The 875-nt window shown below is 67.2% G+C and carries 1 pseudogene; it reads right to left on the bottom strand.

Annotated features, from left to right (window positions below):
* Positions 1–875: pseudogene (locus LNV23_RS23865) on the bottom strand (heme utilization protein); the annotation flags it as partial.

Genomic DNA, 875 nt, shown 5'->3' with positions numbered 1-875 from the left:
GTCAGCAGGGCAGCGACCTGGGCGGAATTGATGGCCTTGAACTGGTTGGACGTCAAGGCGTTCAGGTCTTCGCTGCTCAGCGACTGCACCTGCGTGCTGGTCAGGGCATTGACTTGCGCGGTGCTGAGCGCAGCGAACTGGTCCGAACCGAGCACGGCCAGCTGGTCGGTGCCCAGGGCGCGCAAGGCATTGGTGTTGAGGGCGCGCAGATCTTCGGTCGCGAAAGCCGCCCATTGTTCGGTGCTCAGGCCGCGCACTTGCGCGCTGTTGAGCACGGCGGCCTGGGCGGTGGTCAGGGCGCGGATCTCATCCGTGCTCAGGGCCGCGAGCTGGTTGACCGGGGTGCTGGTCATGGCCGCGATTTGCGCGGTGGTCAGCACAGCGATCTGCTCCGAGTCCAGGGCGGCGATCTGCTCGCTGCTGAAGGCTTTCAGTGCGCCCGTGCCCAGGGCACGCAAGTCATCGGTCTGCAGCTGGTTGACTTGTTCTGTGTTCAGGCCGGCCACTTGGGTGCTGCTGAGGGAGGCCGTTTGGGCCGTGCTCAGGGCGATGATCTGGTCACTGCTCAGCGCGGCGATTTGGCTGGAGCTGAAGCCTCGCAGGCCGGCGGTGCTGAGCGCGGCGAAGTCCTCGGTGCTCAGCGCGCGGATCTGATCGGTGCTCAGCGCTGCGGTCTGGGCCGAGTTCAGGGCTCGGAACTGGGCGCTGCCCAGGGCCCCGAGGTCCTCCGTGCCCCAGTTGCGGATCTGGGTGCTGGTCAGCGCGCTGACTTGTGCGGTCGTCAGGGCGGCGATCTGGTCGGAGCCGAGTGCCGACAGCTGGTCGCTGCTGAAGGCGCGCAGGGCGCTGCTGCTGATGGCACGCAGGTCATCGCT

It is taken from the genome of Kinneretia sp. DJ1R-11, assembly GCF_025717595.1.
Classification (GTDB): domain Bacteria; phylum Pseudomonadota; class Gammaproteobacteria; order Burkholderiales; family Burkholderiaceae_C; genus Paucibacter_A.
The sequence above is the reverse complement of the archived record's forward strand: the minus strand, read 5'-3'. Positions and strand labels throughout refer to the sequence as shown.